The sequence below is a fragment of the Paenibacillus sp. Paensp38 genome, from assembly GCF_059491915.1.
In genome coordinates this window covers 1,753,297-1,773,600 of sequence record NZ_CP168516.1, presented here as the reverse complement: position 1 = coordinate 1,773,600, position 20,304 = coordinate 1,753,297, and the positions used below count along the sequence as shown (strand labels likewise).

Sequence of the window (20,304 nt, the reverse complement as noted above, 5' to 3'; positions counted from 1 at the left end):
GCGGCTTGTACCGTACATGTATTATTCTAGCAATATCGAAGAAGATGTAACGTGACTAGTTTCACAAAAAATCCCATTTTATAAAAACCTTCTTCAACTTCCGCCTCAAAAAATACACATTTAGCTCAACACACAAAAAAGCTGTCTCTTCCTCTAATGGAAGAAACAGCCCTTGTCGATGATTCTGCATATTACTGAATCAAATCAATTGCCTGCTGGGGTACAAAATAATCAACACCGTTAAATACAACTACACCGTTGAGCGTGGTATTTTTACCATTCAGCATAGCAATATTTTTGTATACCGGAAGCTCCAGCTTGTTACTGCCTTTGGTCACTGTAATGACTTTCGTATCCGCAGTAAACTTGGCTCCTTTAGCTTCAAAAGCGGCTTTTGCAGGAACAAAAAGCTGCTTGCTGACTGTATCCAAGTCCAGTCCAAGTACACGTGTCATATACTTATTTACATCCGTATTGTCGATTACACCGGATGGACGGTCTCCGTTCGGCGCGTACGTGTACAACACGACATCGCCTCCTGTATGTCCGCCTGTAGTCCAGCCAATATTCGCACGTTTGCTAATGATCGGTCCGACAGCATAGTTCATGCTGCCTTCTTTGGCATCTTTAATGGTTTTCACTTCTTCGTCTGTCAAATCGGTGATGCCAAAATACGTGGAAAGCACCTCTTTAATATTGCTGCGATCTGCATTCAGCTTGGCTTCCAAGCCTTCACCCGTCAGCTTCGCTTTTTTCAGCGGGTCTATAAAAGCAGCTAAAGGCGTTTTGTCATAATTGCTAGTTGTATCGCTGCTACCAATCGTCAATCCACCGTTTCCGTGGTCTGTCACTGCTACGACGACAGTATTTTGGTTTTGTTTGGCGTAATCCACAGCCACTTTCACCGCATCGTCAAATGAAAGCACGTCACTAATAATTCCGGTTGGATCATTTGCATGGGCGGCCCAATCCACTTTACTGCCTTCTACCATTAAGAAGAAGCCTTTATCGTTTTTGGACAACACATCAATGGCTTTCGATGTCATTTCCGCCAGACTAGGTTCCTTGGATGCATCGCGATCCAGGTTATACGCAAGGGCTTCGGGAGAAAAGCTGCCCCAGAGCTTGCTGGAGGTCGATTTTTTCAACCCTTCAGGTGTCGTGACAAAGTCATAACCCTGGTCTTTAATTTGGGCTACCAAATCTTGGCCATCTTTACGCCCTGCTGCCTCCAAAAACTTGCCGCCTCCACCTAACACTACGTCAACCCCGTTGTAGGCTTGCTGCATGCTGAGTGCATCATAATTTTTACGATCAGGATAATGTGCGGTAAAATCAGCTGGTGTCGCATGCATAATCTCGGAAGTCGCAATAATTCCGGTCGATTTTCCTGCCAGCTTGGAAGCCTCAAGAATGGAAGCTACAGGTTTTTTGGCGTCACCCCCTGCAATGGGTTGTTGTCCAGGCATTGTCGCTTCATCAGGAAGGACACCTACATACCCAGTATGAGATTTATGTCCTGTGGCAAAAGCAGTACCCGCTGGAGCAGAATCGGCAATTGGAGCATCCGCAGAATGCGTACGCACCATGCCGCTTGCCATGCTGTCTAACGTTAAGGAGGATCCTTTGTACCATCTAGCCAGTGCAGTGGCGTCATTAGCCATACCGTCTGGAATCAAAATAATTACGTTTTTAATCGACGTGTCCTTTTCGACTGCCATCGCCGTCCCACCGCTTACTGCTAGCATCATCGTCGCTACGAGTGCAGCCACCGATTTTTTCGTATGTAGCCCCCAACATTTTAGCATTCATTTTCCTCCCAGATCTTTTTTGTACAACCAGAACTAAGATTAATTATGTTTTATCAGGAGAATGTTAAAGGAATTCATTATCTATATTAAAAGACGATATTTGTGACAAAACGCTTCATCTATATAATACTTGTGACACATGAGATTCGTCAGGACTGGGCATTTAATTTTATTATTGTATAATCAGTCTATGATGTAATAGGAAAAGTTTATAAGATAAGGAGCATGAAATTCGATGGAATTCAGACAGCTTCAGTACACCCTGCAAATTGCAGCGGAAAAAAACTTCTCACGCGCAGCAGAAAAACTGCATATTGCTCAGCCTTCTTTGAGCCAACAATTGTCCAAACTTGAAAAAGAACTTGGGGTACTTTTATTTCAACGCAACACCAGCACGGTGGAATTAACACATGCAGGAGCAAGCTTTGTAGAAAAGGCAAAAAAAATAGTTGATGCAGTCGAGCAGCTCCGGCAGGAAATGGACGATATTTCTCAGCTGCGAAAAGGGAAGGTCGTCGTTGGCAGTATGCCTATCACAGGCTCCCATTTGCTGCCGCATGTGCTGCCTGTATTCAAGAGGGCTCATCCAGACATTGAAATCGTGTTAGTCGAAGATTCATCCATGAATCTGGAGAAAAAAACGGCAAGTGGCGATACAGATCTCAGCCTGCTCTCTCTTCCCTTAGTAGAACCTACACTTTCTTATGTACCCATCGGTGAAGAATGGATTGATCTCGCTGTTCCTCCGGGTCATCCCCTAGCCCTGCGTAAAAATGGTACCCAGCCGCTGCCAGTGCATATGGAAGAACTGAAAGACGAGCCTTTTGTCGTCCTGAAAAAAGGGCAAGGCTTTCGCAAGCTGACGATGGATCTATGTCATCAAGCAGGCTTTGAACCCAATGTGGTGTTTGAAAGCACTAATATGGAGACCCTTCAATCGCTCGTAGCGACAGGTATGGGCGTGACACTCGTCCCACGTTTTATCGCACGGGCCGCCAGTAGCGAGTTTGTTCCAGCATTGCTGCCACTCGCCGAACCTACTCCCAGCCGTACCCTGGCCATTGCTTACCGGAACGGACGTTATTTGTCTAAAGCTGCCGAAGCTTTTATTGATACCTTCCGAGAAACGGTCGAGCAACTTTCTCAAAAGTAGCCTCGAACGTGAAAAGGACCGTCTTCCTCCCCAGCCCAAGCCAGAGAGGAAGACGGTCCTGGGGCTTCGCCCCTATACTTTCAATACTGCAATTAGATCACGGGTTCGATTACACTGTTGCGATGTTGCTTCCATCTGTCTTCAACGAACCACATTTCATGTTCATTTGAAATTCATGTCAGCCTCGCCTGATTACTCTACGCTTGCTCGGAAACTCCACTTTATCCATCCCGCATCACTTCTTTCCTTAAGGTCTCTAGTCTTGGTATCCAAGAATGTCCTACCTCAGTTCCAATGTGCTGTGTGATCCCAAAGTGTCTGTCCTCGCCTTGTTGTGATCAGGGTCTCCCTAGATGTGGTGGACTTTTGTCCTGATCATAGCCCATTTCATAGTTGTTTCCGACAACCTGTCTATTTAAGCCTCTCGGCCGTGACAGGCCATCCCTATTCGCCAGTTCGGATCTACTTTGATTATCCATCGTTATCAACCTCCTGGTGTCGGGATACTATTATAATACACCTATAGGCTGTATCTGAAACAGGTATCATAAAAAACTTTTTTATGATCGAGAAGAACCAAATGCTTGCTGTACCTCGGCTTCACTCACTTGTGTTTTAAAGACCAATTTCGAAGGATCTTGAGGTGAATAAATGACCTCTATAATGCTTCCTTGCTGCAGCTTGGATAGTTGGGAAGAAAAAACATCCTTTTGCGTGGTTACATTAAAGGTATCGCCGTTGCTTTTCGTTACACTCAGCGTAAATTGAAGCTTAATTTTATCGGATCCCGCTTCACCCATGGGTGTAACATCCAGCACCTTTGCATATGCCTGCTCACCGGTTTTGGCAATTTCCATCAGCTCGGGCGATACGCCCTGCTTGACCATTTGCTCATTCATTAACGCTTGCAAATCCATCTGCGACACCTGCCCTTTCAGGTCAAGTCCTACTTTCTTTTTGTCTTTCTCCGATATTACGAGTGGAATGATCGAGCCTGGCTGAAATTGAGCCATGGAAGTTAAAGGAATAATCGTCGTCAAAGCAGTATCATATTTGTCTTCTCCCTGTTTGGTTACGGTCAACCCAAGTTTTACCTGCGGCTGATTGTTTACATAAGTCCCTGTTTGCTGAACACTAGTAATGATCCCTACCCCAGGAGCACCCTTCTTGACTTTACCCCCTCCGAAAAACGCACCTATAATACCAGGTAGAAATATAAGCGCAAAGCCTGTATAAATTAACGGCCGATACCACGGAGCATCCATAATCAAAAATGGATCATTCCATAAGTAGTTAGCCAAGAATGGTGAGAAGCCTACACCAAACACTAGAAGTACCCCGATCATACTCAAAAATCCTTTCATTCTTCAAAACCCCTTTTCAATCATCTGTTTAAAATATATGTCAGCAAGATAGGGTGAAACACCTCATTCATTTTACGCTGTCACCAGACCCATATAGATCAGCTCTGATGGATTTTTCGGGTTGCTTCCCAGACCCACCGTATCTCCAGGCCGCGGGATTTGCAGCTTGGATACGAGCGTTTCCAACGTTTTTTGGTATCGATTGCCGTTAATTTCTGTCACATCTAGCACTAGCACTACGATCGGATCAAAATTCACGAGCTTCCCGGTATCTGTTACCGAAATAATAACCGCAGTCGCTGCCATCGCCAAACCACCGTTAGCCGCTGTTTGAGCTTGTCTTGCCGAATTTAGGCTTTGGTTGATCTGTTCCCGATGCTCTTTGGGTACTAGACCTTTCATAAATAAGCCTGACAGGCCTTTATTCATCAGTTGGTCTGCTTGTTCTATCGCATCCTGCTGTTTTTTCTTTTTACCGAAAAAGTTCATCATGTGATTGCACCTCGTATTTTGTATTGTCGTACCTTATGAATTCAGTATAGAAGACGGTTCCTGACATCACAATACGTTTTGGCACATACAAAAAAACCGGAAAAACAGGAGCTTCAACCTGTATTTTGTCGGTTTATTTTTGAACTTTGGCACGGTTCGCACAAAATTTTGCACACTTCCGAGTATTCTTTCGAACAATCTATCCGATAGTTTTGTGAAAAGCGAATGATTTCTGACTATTTTTTTCTTAAAAGATAGACCAGTTTACGATAATACGCAGATGATTCTTTATAACGACGACTGTCCTCGGACACCACAGCCAGCGTTTCATATAACTGTTCAAGCCGCGCTGGATGCTGAAGAGCTTCAAAATAAGGCAAGCATTGCAAGGCATGCATCCAAAAGGCGTCCTGATTTCCCTGAGCAAGCGCAAGCTGGCTTTCATAAAAATCAAGCCCCATTTGCTGATCTGTTGTCAGATTGGTTTGGCGAAGCTGATCCAAATGCTGTGAGAGAAGGCCCCAATTTTTCCGCACAAACGCAATCTCACAACGATATATCAGCGTAACGGGCAGCATCATCTGCTGCATTTCCTCCCGCTCCCGACTCACCAGCGCTTCAAAACGCCCTACTTCCTCCAATGCCTTGTCCAGCTCTCCAATCGATGTCAGCATAATAATCCGGTTGTTCAGGATGGTCGTGAGCATATCTGCCGCATTTTCCAAATAGACTAGATTGGCCTCAGCCATAGACAGCGTTAACAGTGCTTCCTGTACAGAACCCATGGCAAAACAATATCCGCTGTAAGCTACATACAGGCCCGTCAAACGGTGAAAAAGCCGATCATCATACACCCTTCGCATCGTCTGCTCGAATACCTGCTTCGCCTGATCAAATTGCTTAACCTGAATGCAGGCCTCCATCATAATGTTTTGCGCATTGAGCCAGTTTTCCGTCCCCTCTTCCACCAATCGGATTAACTGCGTAACGTTATTCAGCACATCATAATAATGATTTTTAGAGCGGAGATACTGGATTTTATAAAATAAAATTGCTTTTTTTAGCGGTGCGGGCAGCTCCACCTCATCCGAACGACCAAACTTCTCCAAATAAAAATTCAAATAGGTTTGATGTAAATATTCATAGGCCGTTGGGTCATTTAATTGCTGGTAATAAACGGCCTTCATCAAATAAGTCGTCATTTCCACTACCAGTGAATCGTTGCGATCCTCCAGCTGATCCACATAGCCTTCCGTGGCAGGATTAGCCAGCTTGGACAGCTCTGTAAAAATCTTATCCGCTGTAGCCAGCGTTTCCTCATCCTCTGCCGCTGCACGTAAGAGGTACGATGGGTTTACACCTAAACGCCCAGCAATTTGCTCAGCCAGATCCTCTGCTAACGGGTAACGGTCGGCCAGTATATTCGCAAAATGTGCAGGTGTCACCAGCCCGTCTACCAGCTCTTTACGGGACAGGTTTTTCTTTTTACACAAAAATTCAATGCGTTCCTTAAGCATGGAGTATTCCTTTCTACACTGATTATCGGTCATACAGTGAGGGACGCCGATCTTCAAACACCGGAATACGACCACGCACGTCCTGCACCAAGGCAGACTCAATCGTTCCTGTGAGAATCTCCTCCTGCTCTCCGCCCTCAGCAATGATTTCTCCCCATGGATCAATAATAAGCGAATGCCCGAAGAAATCAGTATCTCCGCTGCGACCTACCCGGTTACAAGCAATGACATACATTTGATTTTCTATAGCACGTGCGGTCAGCAAGGTGCGCCAGTGATGCAGCCGAGGATGAGGCCATTCTGCGGGTACGATCAACAAATTTGCGCCCGACAGGGCCAAACTGCGGGCTAGTTCAGGAAACCGGATATCATAGCAGATCGACGCACCTGCCTGAATCCCATCATCCAGTGCGAATAAAACCTTTTCTTCGCCAGGCTGCAAATATTTTTCTTCATCCATAAGTCGGAATAGATGAATTTTGGAATACGAAGCAACCTCTCTGCCTGTTCGGTCAAAAACGAGCATCGTATTATACACATGACCGTCGCTTTTTTTCTCTGCGATTGACCCTGCTACTACATTCACTTGATGGGTGGCGGCAAATGCTGCTATCCATGCCCGAGTCTCCGTCCCTTCTTCGTCCGCCAGCTCATGAATGCGCTCCAAGGCATAGCCTGTGTTCCACATTTCTGGCAGGACAATCAGATCCGGCTTCAGTTCGGCTTTCATCGCTTGTTCCATTAAAGCTCGGATATGACTGCGGTTTTCCGGGGGATTTCCTATCTCTATGTGAGCTTGTATGAGTGCAACACTGAACGGCTGAGCTTCCTGATACGTCAAAATCCTTCATCCTCCTTGTGTGCCGGAGCTTCTCGTGACCCATTGTCCGGTATTTTCTCCCATCATAGCCCGATCAGTCTGGATTACGCAACCATGCAAGCTTAATTCCCCCTATACAGCTCGGTAAAATCGTGATAGATTATTTCTTAAACTATTCCAAAAGGTCGTGTACATGGATGACTCATTTTTCTATTCCTTCTTCTGACGTCATGAAACAGTTACCCACTCAATTTTTTGCCACACTTGTACAAAATGTAAACCGTGAAATCGCGGCGGGGCATGATGTCATTAATCTCGGACAGGGGAACCCCGATACCCCCACTCCTTCTCATATTGTAAAAGCTTTGCAGGAATCAGCAGATAACCCGCTATATCATAAATATTCGCCATTTCGCGGTTATAGCTTTCTCAAGGAAGCCGTTGCCCAGCGCTATCAGGAGGATTACGGTGTAACGCTCAATCCTGAAAGTGAGGTCGCCATCCTGTTTGGCGGAAAAACGGGTTTGGTTCAGCTCCCACAAGTCCTACTCAATCCCGGTGATGTATGTCTCGTCCCTGATCCCGGTTATCCGGACTACTGGTCAGGTGTAGCCTTGGCTAAAGCGGAAATGTCTTTTCTGTCATTAAAGGAAGAGAATCGTTTTCTGCCCGACTATGAAGCCATTTCCGCGGAAGACCGCCGCCGCGCTAAGCTAATGTTCCTTAACTATCCGAATAATCCTACCTCGGCTACTGCTCCACTTTCCTTTTACGAGGATACGGTTGAATTCGCGCAACGTAACGGCATTGTGGTTGCCAGTGATTTTGCCTATGGCGCTATTGGATTTGATGGCGAACGTCCGGTAAGCTTCCTACAGGCTAAGGGTGCTAAAGACGTGGGGATTGAGTTCTATACCTTGTCCAAAACGTACAATATGGCGGGCTGGCGTGTTGGTTTCGCGCTCGGTAATGCCGAAATCATCTCGATGATTAACCTGCTGCAGGATCATATTTATGTAAGCTTGTTTGGCGGCATTCAGGCAGCCGCAGCAACAGCCTTGACGGCCTCGCAGAACTGCGTAAGCGAGCTGGTTGCCCGTTATGAATCGCGCCGTAACGCTTTTTATGATGCACTTGGGCAAATCGGCTGGAAGGCGACACGCCCAAGCGGCTCCTTTTTCAGTTGGTTGCCTGTGCCGCAGGGCTATACTTCTACTTCTTTTGCCGATCTGTTGTTGCGGGAAGCCAAGGTGGCTGTCGCTCCAGGGATCGGCTTCGGGAGTGGCGGCGAAGGATATGTGCGAGCGGGGCTGCTGAGCTCAGAAGCTCGACTGACCGAGGCGGCTGATCGAATTGGCAAGCTAAACCTGTTTGGTTAATCCGTATTTTCCAGCTACAACTTCTTTGCCAAACCTGGTCTTTTCGTGGTATTCTGTATCCAATATCATTTAGCGCGTTGAAGGGACTATTAAGAGAGACCCGGTCCTGTTCAGAGAGTAAATTCCGATAGGCTGCAAGAATTTACCTGGACTCTCTCCCAACTCCTATCCCCGAGCGCCCTGCGCAATCAGGCGGCCCCTGCCGTTAACAGGTTTCAAGTGGGATGATCATGAATCATCAATGAAGGTGGTACCGCGGAAGCACAAACTTTCGTCCTTTGCATACAAAGGATGGAAGTTTTTTTGCATTAAAAAGAGTAAAATTAAGGAAGTGGACGTCATGTCAACACGTATCGTCATTAAAATCGGTAGCAGCTCTCTAACTGGAGTGGAAGGTGGCTTGAATCGGGAAGCCATCGCTTATTTTGCCCGGGAAATCAGCTTGCTTCGTGCAAAAGGTCATGAAGTGCTGCTGGTTACATCAGGCGCAGTAGCCGCGGGATTCAGAGAGATTGGGTACCCTTTTCGCCCTAAGCTGCTACATGAAAAGCAGGCGGCAGCGGCTGTTGGCCAAGCTCTTCTCATGCAGGCCTATGAGCAGGCTTTTAAAGATTTTGACCTAGTGATCGCGCAGGTTCTGCTAACCCGTAGTGACTTTTTGAGCCGCAAACGGATGAACAATGCCGGAATGACCGTAGAAGAATTGCTGCGCCAGCAGGTTATCCCGATCTTTAACGAAAATGACACGGTATCAATTGACGAATTGAAATTCGGCGATAACGATATGCTGTCCGCGCTGGTTGCCAATCTGGTCAAAGCTCAGCATCTGATTATCATTACGGACACTGATGGCGTATATACGGCAGATCCGCGCAAGCATCCGAATGCCGTACGTTTTGAACGTATCGAAGAAATTACAGAGGAGATTTATGCATTAGCTGGAGGTTCCGGATCATCTGTAGGTACTGGCGGCATGCGATCCAAGATCGAAGCTGCCAAAGTCGCTACACGCGGTGGTGTGCCTGTATATGTGGGACGTGTAAGCGCGAATGGCGATTTAGACGCAGCCGTCGAAGGACACGGACCAGGAACATATTTTGACACTCACCTCTCTTCACTTCCGATGAAAAAACAATGGCTTGGATTTATGTCCACCCCTCTGGGCGCGGTGCATGTAGACGAAGGGGCCGAGGAAGCGCTGGTTCACGGAGGACACAGTCTACTTCCGGTTGGCGTACGACGTGTCGAGGGCAGCTTTCATGCCGGAGATGTCGTTGAGGTGCTCGGACCGGAAAATAAAGTGTTAGGACGCGGCATCGTCAATTATGACGATGAACAGCTTCGAATGGTACAAGGATTACCGAGTGGTGAGGTTGTGGGCAAAATTGGTCCCATTCACCGGCTTGAGGTGATTCACAGGGATGAATGGATTACATTATGTATGTAGGGAGGCCGTAACATGAGTGATTTAACGACAAACACAGCTACAACCGAGGAGAATCAGTTTAGCGAAGTACGAACCAAAGCGAATCTTGCCAAAAAAAGTGCCGGGGTCATGAACCGCCTGACTACAGCACAGAAAAACGAAGCATTGCTTGCTATGGCTGAAGCTCTAGTAAATCATACTGAAGAGCTGATTGCAGCAAACCATAATGACCTGAAACATGGACGGGAATTGGGAACATCGGAATCACTGCTCGACCGCCTCACGCTGACCGAGGACCGAATCGGGGCAATTGCCGAAGGATTACGCCAAATTGTGGCACTACCTGACCCGGTCGGCGACACCCTTGAGCAAATTGAACGTCCAAACGGTCTGCGAATTGAGAAGATACGTGTGCCGCTGGGTGTCATCGGCATCATATATGAAGCGCGTCCAAATGTAACCGTGGATGCCGCGGGCCTGTGCTTGAAAACAGGTAATCCGGTTGTGCTACGCGGTGGTTCGGCCGCCCTCTTCTCCAACCGCAAGATTATCGAAGTACTCCAGCAGGCACTAGACGCAACAGCTGTGCCACGCGAGGCACTTCAACTTATTGAAGATTCAGACCGTGCCTCGGTCAACGAAATGCTCACCTTGAACGGCTTGCTGGATGTAATTATTCCACGTGGCGGGCGTTCACTCATTCAAAATGTTGTTCAGAACGCTACCGTACCTGTCATCGAAACCGGAGCAGGTGTGTGCCATACCTTTTTGGACGCTACAGCGGATGCAGCAATGGCCGAAGCGATTACACTGAATGCCAAGGTGCAAAGACCGTCCGTGTGTAACTCGATGGAAACATTGCTCGTACACTCGGATTATGCAAAAGCACACTTAACAGGATTGGCAGAACGCTTTCGTGATGCGGGGGTTGAGCTACGCGGCTGTGCACGCACACGAGAATTGGTTCCTTGGGCTGTTCCTGCCACAGAAGAGGACTATGGCACCGAGTATAATGATTACATTATGAACGTCAAGGTCGTGGACAATCTGGACGAAGTACTGGAGCACATTGCCCGTTACGGTACGATGCATTCTGAGTGTATTGTCACCGAGGACCAAGCCCATGTCGAGCGTTTTCTGCAAGAAGTGGACGCGGCAGCCGTGTACCACAATGCCTCTACCCGCTTCACGGATGGCTTTGAGTTCGGGTTTGGTGCCGAGATCGGAATCAGCACACAAAAATTACATGCCCGTGGTCCAATGGGATTGCCTGCCTTGACTTCAACCAAATATCGCGTGTACGGTACTGGACAAATCAGGGAATAATAACAAAAATCAATCCGTATCCTTGGAGGTTATGAATCTATGTGTGAATCACAAACGAAAGTTTTAATTAACGAGCAAATTACGTTTTTCGGGGCAGGATCAATGGCAGAGGCTATTATTCGTGGAATGACGGCTCGTTCTGTCGTTAAACGTAGTGGTATTACCGTTATCAACCGCAGTAATCAGGCTCGTCTTGAGGAACTCCAAAAGCAATATGGAGTCTTGTACCAAACCGAGGATGCCGCCAAAACCGAGCTTCTGCGTCGTTCTCCAGTCATTGTGCTTGCCATGAAGCCCAAGGATGCTGCACAAGCACTTGGACAGCTCGGCCCACTTCTGTCTGATGAGCAGCTGATCATATCGGTCATCGCTGGATTGTCCATTCGTACGATGCAAACCTTACTGGGTCGCAAGCAGCCGATCGCACGGACGATGCCCAATACATCCAGCTCGATTGGGCTGGGAGCTACAGGCATTAGCTTTTCCAAAGAGATCAGCGAAAACCAGCGTAAAAATGTGCTTACGATGTTCGAATCTGTAGGTACGGTGACGGTTATAGAGGAAGAGAAAATGGATGTTTTGACCGGGATATCTGGAAGCGGCCCTGCCTATGTCTACTATCTGATGGAAGCCATGATTGCCGGGGGAATTCGTGGTGGCTTGACCCCTGAGCAAGCGCACGAACTAACGGTGCAAACCGCGCTTGGAGCGGCACGCATGGTACAGCAAACCGGAGAGGAGCCTTCTGCCCTTCGCCACAAAATCATGTCTCCTAATGGCTCTACGGTAGCTGCATTGGAAATGCTGGACAAAGGTGACTTCTATGAAACGGTGATTGCGGCGGTGCAGCGGTGCGCTGAACGATCCCGCGAGATGGGAGCTGTACTCAAGGAGGGAATTGAATGAGCTATTGCTTGGCGACCTACCGGGTATACGATGACAAAGCCGATTTTAACCAAAAGGCCCAATCTATTGCCATCGGCATGACGGTGGGCAGCTGGACTGAGCTCCCGCAAGCCAAACGGGACGCGATGCAAAAGCATCTTGGCTCGGTTCATTCTGTGGATATTCACGATGGAGGTCCTGGTGAACGGTACGCCGACCTGACCATCGCTTACCCGGATGTCAACTTCAGCCGGGATATTCCCGCACTGCTGGTCACAGTCTTCGGCAAAATTTCGATGGACGGCCGAATTAAACTAACGAAGCTGGGTTTCTCGGAAGCCTTCCGCTCTGCTTTTCCCGGACCGAAATTCGGTATCAGCGGCTTGCGCGAGCAGCTCGGCGTGCATGATCGCCCTCTGCTCATGAGCATTTTCAAATCTGTGATTGGCCTCAATTTGGACGAACTTCGTGAACAGTTTACCCGGCAGGCTCTCGGCGGTGTCGATCTGATCAAGGATGACGAGATCTTGTTTGAAAATGCGCTGACACCAATTGAGAAACGAGTCGAAGCCTGCATCAAAGCTGCCGAAGCGGCTGAGCGCGAAACCGGTAAAAAGCTGCTGTATGCGGCTAATTTAACGGGGCCGACCTCGCAGCTTAAGACGCAAGCTCTCAAGGCCATCGACGCGGGTGCCAACGCGTTACTGTTTAACGTGTTGGCCTACGGTTACGATGTGCTGCATGAACTTAGCAGCGATCCCGCCGTCTCGGTGCCAATTGCTGCTCATCCTTCGTTGGCGGGAGCTGCTTATCCGTCGCCACATTATGGTATATCGGCGTCCGTTCTACTTGGTCAGCTTATGCGGCTGGCTGGCGCTGACCTCGTCCTCTTCCCTTCTCCCTACGGCTCAGTGACGATGCCGCGTGAGGAAAACATGGCGATCCGCGATGAACTGATCACCCCTGATCTACCGCTGAAGGCCAGCATGCCTGTCCCTTCCGCAGGGATTCACCCGGGCCTCGTGCCGTTAATTGTACGTGACTTTGGTACTGACGTTGTTGTCAACGCCGGGGGTGGGATTCACGGCCATCCGCTAGGTACAGAAGCCGGTGGGCGCGCCTTTGTGCAGGCGATTGAAGCCGTACAGCAGAATGTCCCGCTGGCAGAATACGCCCGTACTCACCCCGAGCTGCAATCTGCGCTTGACATATGGGGAGGTGAACGATGAGCACAGCAAAGAAGCCCGTCATTTTTTGCGATTTTGACGGGACAATTACGAACAGCGATAATATTGTCGCCATTATGAAGCATTTTCAGCCTGCAGGCTGTGAGCCCATCATGCATCAGATCGTAAATGGGCATACATCCATTCGTGAAGGCGTAGGTGCGATGTTCGCCTTGATGCCTTCGGAGCAAAAGGGCGAAATTATCTCATATGTACTTGGACAAGCTGGTATACGCGAGGGCTTTGCACGCTTTTTGGACTATGTACGGGAGCAGCAGATTGAATTTTTCGTTACCAGCGGCGGCATTGATTTTTTTATTGATCCATTGCTAAAACCATTCGATATTCCACACGACCACGTCTATTGCAACAAAGCAGATTTTTCCGAGGAGCGCATCCAGATTACGTGGCCGCATCCATGTGAGGAGCCGTGTACAAATGACTGCGGCATGTGTAAAACGACTGTGATTCGTCAATACTCTCCCGAACAATATGAACGGATTTTGATCGGCGACAGTCTGACCGATTTTGAAGGAGCTAAAATTGCCGATCTTGTGTACTCCCGTTCGCATCTGACTTTAAAGTGTCAAGAACTTGGCGTACCACATGTACCCTTTGAAACATTTGATGACATTATCGAGGATTTAAAGCAAAAACAGGAGCAAGGGGTGCTGTAAATGAGTTTTAACTTGGCAGACATTTCATTCGAGGAAAAACGCCGTTCGTTGGAAGAACTCGCTGATGTCAAGGAGCTATTCGCCTCTCGTAACTGGTTCCCAGGCACAAGCGGCAATCTGTCGATCCGAATCGGTGATTTTCATCCTGAACAATTTTATTTTGCAGTTACCGCCAGCGGCAAAGATAAAACCAAACGCACTCCTGAGGATTTTCTGTTCGTAGACCAATACGGAAAAGCAGCAGAAGCCACAAACCTCAAGCCAAGTGCAGAGACGCTCATCCATTGCGAAATTTACCGCCTGACAGGCTGTGGAGCAGTTTTTCATGTGCATACCGTGTTTAACAATCTGATTTCCGAATATTATGGTGAGCAAAGCGCTGTACCTATCCAAGGTATTGAGCTGATCAAGGCTTTTAACATTTGGGAAGAAAATGCTGCGATTGATATTCCTGTGCTGCCTAATTACGCGGATATTGCCTCGATTGCCAGGCTGGTGTCTGGTGTACTGAATGATCAGGTGCCTGGAATTTTATTGCGTAACCACGGCATTTATGCGTGGGGCCGTGATGTATTTGAGGCTAAAAAGCATTTGGAGGCGTTTGAATTTTTGTTTGAAACGACGTATCGCTCCCTGCTGCTGAAAACTTTGAAGTAAATAAACTCATAAGTCTCAAAGATGTGTATCATTATTAGTAAAAGCGGTTATTGAATATCGAGAACGGGGCCTGAGCGAAAAGCACGGTACGTTCTCTTTTTTATTAAAAAAGTTTCCTATCCTAGTGGTGACATAAAATCTTAGTTGAGGTGATAAGGTGAGTAAAGAATTACATGAGATTATATTGAATTTAGAAAAGCAGTTAATGCATTATCGAAAAGAAGATTTTGAAAAGCTATTAGCTAATGATTATATTGAATATGGCTCTTCGGGTAAAAAATACGACAAATCATTGCAATTAATTTTTTTAAATGATAGAGCTCCTTTGAACTACATACCATTTATAATTACCAACTTTAAAATAAAGTTGTTGTCGTCAGATTTTGTACATTCAACATACTGTACTAAATCGATTGACGATGGAAATAGGTCATTAAGAAGTTCCATTTGGAAACTAAACGATGGTCAATGGCAAATGTTTTTTCATCAGGGAACTCCAACAAAATAGGGACTCATTTTAAACACTTGGCTCTCGAAACACCACAATAATATCAACATTCAGATTAAACATTGCCTTCATAAAGGAAATGTGATGAATAAGAATCCTTCCGATGTAATTTAAGGCGTGCTGTAAAAAAAGCGCCCCCTATTGGGGACGCTCCAGCGTGAATTGCTCTCCTAGCTTCGCATAATTGTTCCCAGCCAACCGACTTACTGGACGCAACTCCTTAGCAATCACATACGTATTTTGGTACGCTTCCTCGGATAAATGATACTGCACTACGCGTCCGATTAACAGATCACAAGCAGGTGTGTCCTCCTCGCCTCCTAGCGGTATCACCTGTTCCAGAATACATTCCATGCGTATTTTCGCTTCTGTCACACCGGGAACTGCGATTTTTGTACTTTTGACCGGGGTAAGGCCTGCCAGTGTAATCTCACTCTCCTGCGGCGGCAGACGGGAAGCCGTCACATTCACCGTTCCCACATTGTCCTCGTCTGTGATATGTACGACAAAAGCTTTATGCTCCATCGCATTACGTGCTGTATCTTTGGATACTCCATCGACACGTTGTACGGATACAGACAGCAGTGGCGGCTCGGAGGCAACGATGGAAAAATAACTGAACGGCGCACCATTCAGCACCCCTTCGCTGCTCAAAGTCGTTACAAAGGCTACCGGCCTTGGGATAATACTTCCGGTCAACAGCTTATAATTTTCACGCCCTGTAAGCGTATCAGGATTCAACGAAATCATTTTTCTCCCTCATTTCCGATCACAATCGCTATTCGACTGCACACCATCAAGTTTCGCCTGATAAGCAAATGCACCATTAGTTAGCGACATGGATGACATCTCAGGCTTCCTTTTCAAGTATCGCGTGAATGATACAAAATGTAAAGTTGGAGCCGGAAAATCTCCCTATTTTTCAATTATATTTCCTCGGCTATCGCGCACAGTAACCGTAATTCCCTCAGGTACAGCAATCGTAACATCAAGCTGCTGTTGAGTCTGCATGAACCGTGTCGGAATTTGACCCAGTAATACATACAAGGTATCGCCGATTTGCTTGGTCTGATATAAATCTTGACCCTTTATTTCGTCCTCTTTGCCTGTGTATACATAACTTCCGAACACATGCACTTCCGGTGAGCTGGTTGCGTCAATTTTGACCGCATAAGGATCTTCTCCCTGTACAATCACTTTGTTCACTTCGGCAGGCAGTTTTTCATGCCAGTCTGGGAGAACCCTTGTTTCCTGAACCGAACTCATTATTTCTCTGACTTGCGGAGTGATCCCCAATGAACTGACCAAGGCAAATCCGATACAGCAAAAAACCAATACCGCCGTAATAAACATACTGAATACATCATAACGAATACGCTCACGCGTCCCCTTCCAAGCAGTATACATTAAAATTTCCAAACCTAGCAAAACAAAAACGACAGGCCACCAGGTCAAAGCCTGGTCCAGTATGCCCGCTCCCCAAAACTTGGAGGCAAACGTTATGCTCCCCAGCAGGACGAGGAAAAGTCCCATGGACAGCCTTCCGACTTTCCACACCCCTGCCGGAGCGTTTGACGCTTTAGAGGAATTATTTTTGTTAGATGATGTACCCAATATACCTGTGGAGCCTCCTCCATCGCTCTGAGGATGATGGGCTCCCTTAAAGGGAGCCTCACTCTTTGAAAATTCAGTATCCATTCTATTGCTTCTCCTTTACTCGTTTAGATTTGGAATTCCCGATCATCATCCAAATACCACCGCCGATCAACAATAAGGATACGATAATCGTTCGTAGATACATGTCAACCAAATTATAAATCTCTCCATTCGGAAACAGACGTTCCAAAGTAGGAACTAATACGTTGATTAAGATGTAATAGGCTCCTAGCAATAGTAACCCCAAGCCTACCCAGCGGTGATATTGTGCAAACATACCGATCACAGGCTTATCGATCAGCGGCTCCCGTCCATAACGGCTTACTTGCTGCAACGCATCAAAAAAGCTATAAAACCAGACCACCGGAATCAGGAACAAAAAAAGTGAAAGATGCAGCACGTCCAGTACATAGATGCCTCCTAAAAACAGAAGCATGAGCTGGAGTCCACGCTTTTGCATACCGATATACATATGTCCAGCACCGGGAAATACCGATAAAATGGTAGCCAGCATTTTACTCCGCCGTCCCTCGACTCTTCCATATTCCAGTTCCTCAAACAAAGTACGGTCCTGAAGCATTTCTCCCGCTTGTTTGCGATGTACATGCTGCACCGCATCAAACATGCAATACAGCCAAATGATCGGTAACACGCCCGCAAACGCCAAAAATCCGGATTCGTTTGTAATGCTGGTAATAAAAACGAGGATCGCTCCAAAGCCAAAGAAAGATAGCAGAAAAGACAAACCACGCTGCATCAGGCCCAAGTGAAGGTGTCCCAATCCAGGAATGAACGACAGCAAAATCGTAAAAAATCGTTCATTGTCCGATCCTTTTTGAAAAGCAGGTGATCCTGCCATACCATAGTGTCCTTGTTGATAATGGTTATAGCCTGGGCCATATCCCATTCCTGCCCCCGGTGAATCCGTATCTGCGTGTGTTGCCTCCTCCGGTACCTCTCCTGTTAAACCAGCCTGTCCATAAGGCCCACTTTGCGAGTAATAACCATATGGATTAGGTCCTACATGAGGGGGATATGGAACAGCAGCTGCACGAGGATCATAACGCAACAAGCTAATAATAATATGCAGCATACTCAGTCCCCAAAAAAGAGCGGCAACAAACATACTGGCCAATAAAGGTAATTCGTCTCTTGATACCACTGAAAAAAATAATCCTCCCGCCAGACATCCGAAAAACAAAATGGTGTATACAAACGCATTGGCTTTTCTGGTCCAGTAATAGTGTCCCACACCGGGAATGATGTTCAATAGAAATGCCAAGAGCTTGCTTCTTTCCGTATAAGGCATCGCTACACTTCCTTTCTATTTATGGGATTTTAATGAAGTCCCCATCTGAAGGTTGTTGTTTTTGAGTTTTTCGTCTCACCCTTTATCCGAAGATTTAGGGCTTTAATTTATCGAGCCAGGTCGTGGTAGCTCGCATGACCTCTTCACTGTAAGAGACGCGTTCTTTTGGAGGAATCGGCTTTCCGTCTGTTTGCGGCATCATTTTGTCAAAGGCTCCACTGGACAACAAGATCAACGTTAGGCTTGCGGCGACAACATAGTGAAACACAGGTTTTTCAAACCAGCGGCGTTTTTTGAACATAACTTGACTCGGTTCAGCTTCTAGCTCGGGAAGAACGGCCATTACCTGATCTGTGAAGCGCTCCGTATCCATCCAGGCAGAATAATCTTTCATAGTTGACTCCAATTGCTCCAGTGCAACAAGATATAACATCAGCGCCTGTTCGTCTTCCAGCAGGAGCCTTTCCAGCCGGGCAGATTCCTCTATCGTGCAAGTTCCTGCAATGTAAGCATGCCAGTCATTCGATTTCCCTTCAATCCACGGTTTATCCTGTTGGTCAGTCATTGCCATTCCTCCTCCTTCCAGTGGTTTCGAATCCATAGTCGCGCCCGGTAGAGTCTCGACTCTACCGTTTTTAAAGCTACCTGCGTCTCTTCTGCAATTTGGTCGTAGGTTTTGCCTTGCATATAGTAGGCTTGAATAATATCCCGATGTTGCTGGGGCAACTGAGCGATTTTTTGCGATAGTTCTTTAATTTGCTCCTCGCGGATGAGACGAGTCAGCACATCCTCATCCCGGGAAGGGAGCTGTACAAGGGATTGTGCGACGTCTATTAGCTCTGCGGGGCGTCTGTCCTGTTTGCGCTTAATATCCAGCGCTTTGTGGAGCGCAATTCGGCTCAGCCACGTTTTAAAACCTTCGTTCCGGTACTGGGGGAGAGACTTGTACACCTGAACGAATGCCTCCTGCGCGGCATCTTCTGCTTCCTTGCTGTCATGCAGCACCGAATAGGCGATATGAAATACATGCTTGCTGTACAGCTCTACGATCTCACGGAACGCCTGCCGGTCACCAGACCGTATTCGTTCAATGATTCTCTCTATATCAATGACGCTCTCCCCCTTCCCAATACTATAGACGCCAGGAAATTTCCTTCCCCTGCATATTTCGAAAAAATAATTTAAAAAGGACACACCCTCCTGACGGAATGGTGTGTCCTCTATCATTAAAGCCTATTTACTCGTCTTCATTTCGGCTTAGCTCACGCGCACAGGCGATATTCCATGTTGTCCTCATTGCACAATAGCCAATCTGCAGTAACAGCCTTCATATATAAGTCTACTACCTAAAAGGCTTAGACCGATACATTAATTGCGTCCGCCACCACGGAATCGCTGGGCGTATTCTTTGGCATCCTGTGCATTACGGACACGGTTTCGGCTCCACTCCAGCAAAATACGGTCTATATACCGGAAATGTACCTTCCCTGCAAATACCGCTTCCTTCAAAGCCAGCAAAATAAGCTCCTCGGGATACCGATCCTGATCCACCCAGCTGGTGATCGTCTCGTATTCCATCGGTGATAATGGTCGCCCGAATTCTTTCTCGAAAATCGTGAACAAATTCCGTTCTTCTGTAAGCGGGGATTCCGATATTCCATTCAGTAAATCCGGCTTTCCGGCAAACAAAATGTCATCTTCATCGTGCTGCTCGTTACGCTCGGCGATCATACATTCTGCCAACTTACGATACAGCCCCGTCAAATTGTAACGTTCGAATTGTACAGATGAACTGCGGTCTTCTACGGAATCAATTCTCAAAAATCCTTCTTTCATGAGCTTACTGAAATAGAGTGCGATTTCATTCGCAGTGCATCCGATACGGGCCTGCAATTGTTCCCATGTCGGAAATTCATTACGTTCCGCTTGTTTGAAGGCAAGCAACTGCATCAGTAGCAGCATTTCGCCATCTGCCAGCCGAAGTGTTCGATAATGCTTGAGCAGGGCGTAGGGAATCTGGACCATTCCGGCTTCCATAGCAAAGGCTACTCCCTCCGCCCATTCTGCCGCTGATGTCTTGTCGAATGATCCGGTCATC

General features: G+C 47.1%; 21 protein-coding genes. 9 read left to right on the top strand and 12 right to left on the bottom strand.

Features of this window, described 5'->3' with window-relative positions; translation table 11 throughout:
* Positions 1-191: 191 nt before the first annotated feature.
* On the bottom strand, positions 192-1,808 hold the full coding sequence (locus ACEN8J_RS08140) for an alkaline phosphatase (protein ID WP_165146853.1): 1,617 nt from the start codon (positions 1,806-1,808) through the stop codon (positions 192-194).
* A gap of 238 nt (positions 1,809-2,046) precedes the next feature.
* Here ACEN8J_RS08140 and ACEN8J_RS08135 point away from each other — a divergent pair, with 238 nt between their 5' ends.
* The gene (locus tag ACEN8J_RS08135) at positions 2,047-2,964 is read left to right on the top strand and encodes a LysR family transcriptional regulator (RefSeq protein ID WP_029517394.1); all 918 of its coding nucleotides are present in this window, start codon (positions 2,047-2,049) and stop codon (positions 2,962-2,964) included.
* A gap of 338 nt (positions 2,965-3,302) precedes the next feature.
* Here the strand turns inward: ACEN8J_RS08135 and ACEN8J_RS08130 are convergent, their stop codons facing one another.
* The 5 genes from ACEN8J_RS08130 to ACEN8J_RS08110 all read right to left on the bottom strand — a co-directional run bounded on the left by ACEN8J_RS08130 (position 3,303) and on the right by ACEN8J_RS08110 (position 7,178).
* On the bottom strand, positions 3,303-3,443 hold the full coding sequence (locus tag ACEN8J_RS08130; RefSeq protein ID WP_165082404.1) for a hypothetical protein: 141 nt from the start codon (positions 3,441-3,443) through the stop codon (positions 3,303-3,305).
* Positions 3,444-3,524: 81 nt separating this feature from the next.
* Positions 3,525-4,328 carry a hypothetical protein gene (locus ACEN8J_RS08125; RefSeq protein ID WP_165146856.1) on the bottom strand — a complete coding sequence of 268 codons (804 nt, stop codon included), beginning with the start codon at positions 4,326-4,328 and terminating at the stop codon, positions 3,525-3,527.
* Between the two features lie 72 nt (positions 4,329-4,400).
* Positions 4,401-4,820 (bottom strand): hypothetical protein, encoded by a 420-nt coding sequence (locus ACEN8J_RS08120; protein ID WP_029517392.1) that lies wholly within the window; start codon positions 4,818-4,820, stop codon positions 4,401-4,403.
* Positions 4,821-5,056: 236 nt separating this feature from the next.
* Complete coding sequence (locus tag ACEN8J_RS08115) at positions 5,057-6,337, bottom strand: helix-turn-helix domain-containing protein (protein ID WP_029517391.1); 1,281 nt, start codon at positions 6,335-6,337, stop codon at positions 5,057-5,059.
* A 22-nt stretch (positions 6,338-6,359) separates the two neighbouring features.
* A complete protein-coding gene (locus ACEN8J_RS08110) occupies positions 6,360-7,178 on the bottom strand; it encodes a carbon-nitrogen family hydrolase (protein WP_165146859.1) in 819 nt (272 codons plus the stop codon).
* Between the two features lie 176 nt (positions 7,179-7,354).
* On the opposite strand from ACEN8J_RS08110, the gene ACEN8J_RS08105 reads away from it, so the two are divergent.
* The 8 genes from ACEN8J_RS08105 (at position 7,355) to ACEN8J_RS08070 (ending at position 15,241) form a co-directional block, all read left to right on the top strand.
* Entirely contained in the window at positions 7,355-8,536 is a 1,182-nt protein-coding gene (locus ACEN8J_RS08105; protein ID WP_165146862.1) for a pyridoxal phosphate-dependent aminotransferase, read from the top strand.
* A gap of 241 nt (positions 8,537-8,777) precedes the next feature.
* Positions 8,778-9,983, top strand: coding sequence for a glutamate 5-kinase (gene proB, locus ACEN8J_RS08100; protein ID WP_340955743.1), 1,206 nt, complete (start codon positions 8,778-8,780; stop codon positions 9,981-9,983).
* Positions 9,984-9,995: 12 nt separating this feature from the next.
* On the top strand, positions 9,996-11,288 hold the full coding sequence (locus ACEN8J_RS08095) for a glutamate-5-semialdehyde dehydrogenase (RefSeq protein WP_165146865.1): 1,293 nt from the start codon (positions 9,996-9,998) through the stop codon (positions 11,286-11,288).
* A 39-nt stretch (positions 11,289-11,327) separates the two neighbouring features.
* The gene (gene proC, locus ACEN8J_RS08090) at positions 11,328-12,194 is read left to right on the top strand and encodes a pyrroline-5-carboxylate reductase (RefSeq protein WP_029517386.1); all 867 of its coding nucleotides are present in this window, start codon (positions 11,328-11,330) and stop codon (positions 12,192-12,194) included.
* Positions 12,191-13,402 carry a 2,3-diketo-5-methylthiopentyl-1-phosphate enolase gene (locus ACEN8J_RS08085; protein WP_165146885.1) on the top strand — a complete coding sequence of 404 codons (1,212 nt, stop codon included), beginning with the start codon at positions 12,191-12,193 and terminating at the stop codon, positions 13,400-13,402. The genes proC and ACEN8J_RS08085 overlap by 4 nt, the downstream gene beginning before the upstream one ends.
* Positions 13,399-14,076, top strand: coding sequence for a 2-hydroxy-3-keto-5-methylthiopentenyl-1-phosphate phosphatase (locus tag ACEN8J_RS08080; protein ID WP_029517384.1), 678 nt, complete (start codon positions 13,399-13,401; stop codon positions 14,074-14,076). Before ACEN8J_RS08085 ends, ACEN8J_RS08080 begins: the two co-directional genes overlap by 4 nt.
* A complete protein-coding gene (locus ACEN8J_RS08075; RefSeq protein ID WP_165146907.1) occupies positions 14,077-14,733 on the top strand; it encodes a methylthioribulose 1-phosphate dehydratase in 657 nt (218 codons plus the stop codon).
* 157 nt (positions 14,734-14,890) lie between these two features.
* Complete coding sequence (locus tag ACEN8J_RS08070; protein ID WP_318627176.1) at positions 14,891-15,241, top strand: nuclear transport factor 2 family protein; 351 nt, start codon at positions 14,891-14,893, stop codon at positions 15,239-15,241.
* Positions 15,242-15,379: 138 nt separating this feature from the next.
* Here the strand turns inward: ACEN8J_RS08070 and ACEN8J_RS08065 are convergent, their stop codons facing one another.
* The 6 genes from ACEN8J_RS08065 to ACEN8J_RS08040 form a co-directional block, all read right to left on the bottom strand.
* The gene (locus tag ACEN8J_RS08065; RefSeq protein WP_495594404.1) at positions 15,380-15,991 is read right to left on the bottom strand and encodes a flavin reductase family protein; all 612 of its coding nucleotides are present in this window, start codon (positions 15,989-15,991) and stop codon (positions 15,380-15,382) included.
* 165 nt (positions 15,992-16,156) lie between these two features.
* Positions 16,157-16,939, bottom strand: coding sequence for a hypothetical protein (locus ACEN8J_RS08060; protein ID WP_069011514.1), 783 nt, complete (start codon positions 16,937-16,939; stop codon positions 16,157-16,159).
* 1 nt (position 16,940) lies between these two features.
* Positions 16,941-18,206, bottom strand: a complete 1,266-nt coding sequence (locus tag ACEN8J_RS08055) for a multi-tm2 domain protein (protein ID WP_340885717.1) — start codon at positions 18,204-18,206, stop codon at positions 16,941-16,943.
* Between the two features lie 94 nt (positions 18,207-18,300).
* On the bottom strand, positions 18,301-18,771 hold the full coding sequence (locus ACEN8J_RS08050) for a hypothetical protein (protein ID WP_029517379.1): 471 nt from the start codon (positions 18,769-18,771) through the stop codon (positions 18,301-18,303).
* Positions 18,768-19,400, bottom strand: coding sequence for an RNA polymerase sigma factor (locus tag ACEN8J_RS08045; RefSeq protein ID WP_495594403.1), 633 nt, complete (start codon positions 19,398-19,400; stop codon positions 18,768-18,770). The genes ACEN8J_RS08050 and ACEN8J_RS08045 overlap by 4 nt, the downstream gene beginning before the upstream one ends.
* Positions 19,401-19,574: 174 nt before the next feature.
* Complete coding sequence (locus ACEN8J_RS08040) at positions 19,575-20,303, bottom strand: DnaD domain-containing protein (RefSeq protein WP_049816981.1); 729 nt, start codon at positions 20,301-20,303, stop codon at positions 19,575-19,577.
* Between the last annotated feature and the right edge of the window lies 1 nt (position 20,304).